Origin of the sequence: Synechococcales cyanobacterium T60_A2020_003 (assembly GCA_015272205.1) — a bacterium.
Lineage (GTDB): Bacteria > Cyanobacteriota > Cyanobacteriia > RECH01 > RECH01 > JACYMB01.
In genome coordinates, this window is record JACYMB010000344.1 from 1 (window position 1) to 6710 (window position 6710).

General features: G+C 51.6%; 6 protein-coding genes. 3 read left to right on the plus strand and 3 right to left on the minus strand.

Translation table 11 applies throughout. The features are described from left to right. On the plus strand, positions 1 to 547 hold a 547-nt coding region (locus IGR76_17045; protein ID MBF2080169.1), incomplete at its 5' end, for a 16S rRNA (cytosine(967)-C(5))-methyltransferase. Positions 548 to 854: 307 nt separating this feature from the next. Here the strand turns inward: IGR76_17045 and IGR76_17050 are convergent. The 3 genes from IGR76_17050 to IGR76_17060 form a co-directional block, all read right to left on the minus strand. Continuing rightward, entirely contained in the window at positions 855 to 2363 is a 1509-nt protein-coding gene (locus IGR76_17050; GenBank protein ID MBF2080170.1) for an insulinase family protein, read from the minus strand. Between the two features lie 101 nt (positions 2364 to 2464). Then, complete coding sequence (locus IGR76_17055) at positions 2465 to 4096, minus strand: insulinase family protein (GenBank protein ID MBF2080171.1); 1632 nt, start codon at positions 4094 to 4096, stop codon at positions 2465 to 2467. A 232-nt stretch (positions 4097 to 4328) separates the two neighbouring features. Then, entirely contained in the window at positions 4329 to 4622 is a 294-nt protein-coding gene (locus tag IGR76_17060; GenBank protein ID MBF2080172.1) for a hypothetical protein, read from the minus strand. 335 nt (positions 4623 to 4957) lie between these two features. Between IGR76_17060 and IGR76_17065 the strand changes: the two genes are divergently transcribed. After that, positions 4958 to 5749, plus strand: coding sequence for an MlaE family lipid ABC transporter permease subunit (locus IGR76_17065; GenBank protein MBF2080173.1), 792 nt, complete (start codon positions 4958 to 4960; stop codon positions 5747 to 5749). A 392-nt stretch (positions 5750 to 6141) separates the two neighbouring features. Further along, positions 6142 to 6710: photosystem I core protein PsaA (gene psaA, locus IGR76_17070; protein MBF2080174.1), on the plus strand; the 569-nt coding region annotated here is incomplete at its 3' end.

Sequence of the window (6710 nt, forward strand, 5' to 3'; positions counted from 1 at the left end):
CGAACTCATGGATGATACGGGCACGGTCTGGGCGTGCGATCGCTATGCGCCGCGACTGAAGAAGTTGACTGAAAATACTAATCGCTTGGGGCTAACGTCCATCCACCTATGGGCAGGCGATAGCCGTATGCTGTCTAATTCAGAACAGACGAATCCTTCCCTAGCCCCTGGCCACGCCGATCGGGTGCTGCTGGATGTTCCCTGTTCTGGGCTGGGAACTCTACACCGCCATGCCGATGCCCGCTGGCGACAGTCCCCTGAAAGCGTGAGCGAATTAACCCGTCTTCAGTCTGAACTGCTGGAAGAGGCGATGACATGGCTAAAACCCGGAGGACGCTTGGTGTACTCTACCTGCACCCTCCATCCGGCTGAAAATGAGGAGCAGATCCGACAGTTTCTCAGCCATCATCCCGATTGGCGCATTCAGCCTCCAACTCCCCACCTCGCACTGGAACCGTTTACCTGTCCCGAAGGCTGGCTGAAGGTGTTACCCCATCGGCATCATATGGATGGGTTTTTCATGGTGGTGCTGGCACTGCGCGCATGACAGAGATTTTGAGTTTTGCAAGAATAAACTCACCCTGAGCCGCCCGTGCATCGGGTAGCTCAGGGCTGCTGGGGGTTTCTATCTAACGATGTCTGGCTACTGACCCGTTGCTGAAATATAGCGCTAGCCATATCGGTTAGGACATTTTGGTGGGGCGGCTTCGCCGCCCCACCAAAATGTCCATGTCCTAAGCTAGCTGGGAACAGCTATAGCAGTTCCAGATCCAAGGCTGGAATCGTTAACGATGCAACGGGTGGCAAACTCAAAACTGAACACTGAAACCTCAAAACTAGTGCCAGGGGCGACGCTACACGGGCGGTGCTGGAATCGAGATATCGATCTGAGTTACGTCCGTATCTGGCGATAGGGTGCTGAGGGATGGCGTAATATCCGCCTCATTACCCACCACCAACGTGACTAAATCTTCCGGCTTCAGATGGGTTTGGGCAACCCGCTGAATATCGTCAATGGTGGTGTCCGCCACCGCCTGCTGATACTGGAAGATAAAATCGTCTGGATAGTCGTAGTACTCATACCGCATCAGCCGTTGCAGCGTTTGCCCCGGTGCGGAAAAGTTGAACACAAACGCATTCAGCACCGAATCTTTTGCCCGTTGCAGTTCATCTTCCGATATCGGCGTTGTTCGCACTTTTTCCAGTTCCGCCAGCATGGATTGAATAAAGGGAACGGTCGTTGGGGACTGAGTTTGTCCACCGCCAATGAAGAGTCCGGGATAGTCATACCGCGCCGACCAAAACGCATAGACCACATAGGCTAAACCTTGGCGCGATCGCACCTCGCTCATCAGCCGTCCTCCGAAGCCATTCATAACTTCGTTGAGCACGGTCAACGGTGCGTAATCTGGGCTATCCAACTGTCCACCCAGATGCCCAATTTGGATATAGCTTTGGCTGAGTTGGGGCTGATTCACCACAAAGGTGCCGCGATTGGCCTGTTCGACCTCAGGTAACGCTTGCGCAAGCTGCTCAGGGGGGGCAGGTTGCCAATCGCCAAAGGCATCCTCAATGAGCGATCGCATCGCGTCCGGCTCAAAATCCCCGACAATCCCCAAAATCATGTTGTTGGGATAGTAGTACTGCTGGTGAAACTTGACCACGTCATCCCGCGAGATGGCCGCCAGCGTCGAGTATTCAATAGTGCGGGCATAGGGACTATCAGCCCCATAGATCAGCTTCTGAAATTCTCGCCCAACAATGTCATCCGGACTGTCGTTCCGGCGGGCGATTCCGCCTTTGCGCTGGTTAATCGCGAGGTCAATCTTGTCTTGGGGAAAGGCAGGCTGACGCAGCACTTCGGCAAATATGGAGAAGACATCCGGCAAATCTTCGGTGAGCACGTTAAAGTTTGCGCTGCCGGAGGTAGCGTCAATGCTGTTTTCTACCATTGCGGCTCGCTGCTCCAGCATTTGGTTTAGCTCATCGGCGGGGTGCGAAACCGTGCCGCCACTTCGCATCACTTCCCCCGTAATGTCCGCCAGCCCAACCTTATCCGCAGGTTCCCAGCGGCTTCCCGTTCGTACGAGAGCCGTCCCCGACACCAACGGCAGTTCATGATCCTCAATGAGATAAACCTGAAGCCCGTTATCTAGCTCATAGCGAGTGTATTCGGGAATTTCCACAGGTTGCAGCGGCGGAAACTCTAGTTCGGTGTAGTGGCGCGGGATTTCAGCCATCGCAGGCGATCGCCCCAGCCCCAAAATCACGACACCAATTGCCAGCAGCGTTAGGAATCCGTACCGCAAAACCCGATGTCTAAGATGCTGCAGCCCTCGCTGCCGATGCTCTGAGCGTTGCATAACCGTGTTTCAAACTCCTAGTTCATAACAGTGCACCATCAGCCCAATTGCATTGAATGCAGTCAGACGTCTTAGGAATGCTCAGATTGAGCGTTAACCCATTAGCTAGATGAGTCTTCTTCATCCGGCAGGGGGAGAATGCGCCCAATGGTCAAATTCTCAGGACGGAACATCGTTTGGGCAACCCGTTGAATATCCTCAGCCGTAATCGCTTCGATTGCTTTTAGCTCTTCAAACAGGTTCATCCAGCTTCCTGTCTTTGCTTCATACTCCGGCAGCAACATGGCCATACCATCGTTCGACGCTAACAGCCGCAGTAGATTTGCCCGCGCTTGGGTCTTCAACCGATCCAGCTCTTGTTCAGAAATTGGTTCGGTCTTCAACCGCTCAAGCTCCGCATCCATCGCTGCGGCCACGTCCTCAACGGTATGACCGGGAGCCGTTGGGGCGTAGAGCAGGAAAAGATTGGAGAAGCGATCGCCCGGAAAGCTGTTGGCAATCCCAACATCTAGGGCAAGCTGTTCTTTTTCAATAAGGGACTGATACAAGCGGGAGGTACGTCCATCCACCAGCAGAGAGGCGATCGCTTGGTAAACCTGATTATCCGGATCAGTAATAGGAGGACGATGGAACCCTTCCCAATGCCAAGGCTCCGAGGCGAGTTCTAAGGTGATTTCCTGGGTCTCGGTCTGTACAGGCAGACTAGGGTTGAGTAAGGGCGGACTTATCCGCTTCGGAAACCGACCGAAGTAGGTTTCTGCCAGTTGTTTAACGTTTTCAGTATCTACATCTCCAACGATCGCAATGATCATACGATCAGGCGTGTAGTAGGTTTCAAAGAAGGTTGCAATGTCCTCGCGGGTCATGTCACGCAGGTCATCCTCGTAGCCAATCACCGGACGGCCGTAGGGATAACCCGGCAGAGCTTTTTCTAAAAACGCCTCCACCATTCTGCCCACGGGTGAATTTTCCGTCCGCATCCGGCGCTCCTCTAGGATCACCTCTTTCTCTTCGTAAAACTCCCGAAACACTGGATCCAGAAAACGCTCAGATTCCAGCGACATCCATAGTTCTAGCTTATTGGACGGCAAGTCGAAGAAGTAGCGGGTCGCATCAGCAGAGGTCGTTGCGTTCAGCCCGATCCCCCCTGCCTGCTCCACGATCTTACCAAATTCATTTTGGTTCACGTAGCTGGCCGCTTCTTCCTTTGCGGCCTGGAATTGCGCTTGCAGGTGTTCTACCGTCTGAGTATCGCCCGCGGCCTCCGCTGTCTTGATCTGGGCAAATAGATCATCCAAACGCTTGAACACCTGCTGTTCAGCCTCGTAATTATTAGTACCAATTTGACTGGTACCCTTGAAGGCTAAGTGTTCTAGATAATGGGCGGCTCCAGTTTTACCATCTTCTTCCTCGGCTCCGCCTACGTTCACATAGGTCATGAAGGAAATAATCGGAGCCTGGTGGCGCTCCATCACAATGAAGCGCATGCCATTATCCAACGTAAATTCGGTGATCGATTCGGCAACACGATCAATGTAAGACTGGGTCGATGGCACCTCACTGGTGTCATCTGCCAATGCCGCCGAAGGAAACAGCGTCAAGGTTAACGACACGCAAAGAAAGCTGGCGAGAACCGCTTTCCAGCGAGTTGTGTACCAGTGCTGAGCAACGTATCGAATTCTCTTCCAGGGAGAAGATTGGTGAGATAACGGAACGTTCACCATATCGGGCATGAAAGTCTGATTCATGGGTGTTTGATAGTACCGAATGTTTGTCAATGGGAGCGACAAACAACCATTTTCTTTGTCTGGCCTATCCTAGCGCTAAAACGCAAACTCGTTCTAAAGCAGTAGCCAATCTGAAGACTGGCTTCATGGGTCGTTTTCTACTGGATGCATTCATGCAAAGGAGAATGCCAGAGAGGTCAATAGGAGACTATCACTATCAACACGGCTGCCCCAAAGACTAGTTATTGCCCAATTTCTGCTGTCGATAGAATGCAAACACGTCAAATAAAATACCAACCAAGCTGCAAACACATCCGATCAAAATCAACCCTGTAACCAAGTCACCATTGCCAAAAGTACACAAGATGTAGGCCAGTGCTTGCAACCCACCCTGACTCCATTGAACGAAGCCGGGATAAATGCCCACAAAGTACAATCCCGATGCAAGAATGCCGATGACAGTACAAGGAAGGATAAAGCTAAAAATACCGCTGATTACAACAGAACGAAGGAAACTGCGTAGGGTACTCATGAATTTACAGCGTGCGATCTGATTACTTCTACAGTAAAAGCGATCGCCCCTTCTCGCCGTTGATGTCAGAAATCTTAAATCTGTATTAAAAAGCTTGTTGAAGTTGCATAAACTTTGTGTCACGGACCACCAGAACTAGGCTCCAACGTCACAACTGCATTACTAACCGTTACCTTATGTAAATCAACGTCAGCTTTCTGCCATTTTGGAATTAAAAATGCTACGCAAAGCAGTGGGCTTGAACAGGCGATCGCCCTTCGTCCCTACTCTTCGCACTCTGGGAATACCTATGGCAGTATTAAAGCTGTCAGCGTCTTCGGGAGCTTGGAATTACGTTGCAAAAATACTTCAAACACACCGCCCTCGGTCGATGGACAGAAAGGCTTGTTGCGGCTGCGCTGTTAGGTGGACAAGTCCTTCTTCATCTCTTGAAAGGCAAAATACACCGTCGCAACACCCTCGACCAGATGGCTAGTGTGGGGCCGGACTCCTTGCTTGTAGTGCTCCTAACCGCTATATCCATCGGCATGGTCTTCACCATCCAGGTTTCCCGTGAGTTTATCAGCCTAGGCGCGACAACCGCCGTGGGAGGCGTATTGGCGATCGCCCTTGCCCGTGAGCTTGCCCCCATTATGACCGCCGTCATTTTAGCCGGGAAAGTCGGCTCCGCCTTTGCCGCCGAGATTGGAGCCATGCAGGTCACCGAGCAGATCGACGCGCTCTACATGCTGAAAACAGACCCAATCGACTATCTGGTCACCCCGCGTGTGATTGCCTGCTGCGTCATGTTGCCTGTGCTCACCTTATTTTCGTTTATCACAGGTTTATTAGGGGGACTGGCGATCGCCAATGGCATGTATAACATTTCAGCCGTAATCTTCTTCGACTCTGCCAAGAACTTCCTAGATCCTTGGGACTTAATCGCCTCCCTCATCAAAGCGGCCATTTTTGGAGCGTTAATCGCCACGATTGGGTCGAGCTGGGGGCTAACAACGACAGGTGGCGCTAAGGGAGTTGGGCAATCAACCACTACCGCTGTTGTCACCGCCTTACTCGCGATCTTTATCTCAGATTTCTTTCTGTCGTGGCTCATGTTCCAGGGTCTCGGTGATGCGGCGTTGCTCTAAGACACTCTATTTTGCGGCGTCAAGCCCTTATGAACTCTACATCTAGAGCCATGCCCCTATCTTTTCTAATTCAAGCCACAAGGAAAATCTATATTGAGTTTTGTAAACTTGCGTATCGAAAGGAGATCGTTTCCCGTATGTTGCGCACCCGCAAACCAAGTTGGCTCAATATTTCCGCATTTTGAATTATTGTTAACCCACTCCAGAACCCGTCAAGGTGCGGCTCTATAATGCTCAAAAGAACCTGCTCTGAGTTCACGGTTTTCCCTGGAACTGTTCCAGGACAAAGCTAAACCGCATCCCCCGGTCAAATTAATTGCAAGCTGGCTAAGGGAGATAGCTCTCAGAGTTTAGGTGTACTCGTTCCTTGTCTAGAGAGAGGAGAGTCTCGAATGACAATTACCCCGCGGGAGCGAGAGGCAAAAGCCCGCGTTGTGGTTGATAATGACCCGGTACCTACTTCTTTTGAGAAGTGGGCTAAGCCTGGCCACTTTGACCGCACGCTAGCTAAAGGTCCAAAAACCACAACCTGGATTTGGAACCTCCATGCCGACGCTCACGACTTTGATAGTCATACCAGCGACTTAGAAGATATTTCTCGTAAAATTTTCAGCGCTCACTTCGGTCACTTAGCCGTTGTCTTTATCTGGCTGAGTGGGATGTATTTCCATGGCGCGAAATTCTCGAATTATGAAGCTTGGTTAGCAAATCCCACTGGCATCAAGCCAAGCGCTCAGGTGGTTTGGCCGATTGTCGGTCAAGAAATTCTGAACGCGGATGTCGGGGGTGGATTCCATGGAATCCAGATTACCTCTGGCTTCTTCCAGCTCTGGCGAGCTTCCGGTATTACAAACAGCTATCAGCTTTACTGCACTGCCATTGGCGGTCTCGTTATGGCTGGCCTCATGCTGTTTGCCGGCTGGTTCCACTACCACAAGCGGGCTCCGAAGCTCGAGTGGTT

Excerpts from the sequence above, each read along its gene's own strand:
- IGR76_17050 (MBF2080170.1), bottom strand. The coding sequence starts at position 2,363 with ATGCAACGCTCAGAGCATCGGCAGCGAGGGCTGCAGCATCTTAGACAT.
- IGR76_17060 (MBF2080172.1), bottom strand. The coding sequence starts at position 4,622 with ATGAGTACCCTACGCAGTTTCCTTCGTTCTGTTGTAATCAGCGGTATT.
- IGR76_17055 (MBF2080171.1), bottom strand. The coding sequence starts at position 4,096 with ATGCCCGATATGGTGAACGTTCCGTTATCTCACCAATCTTCTCCCTGG.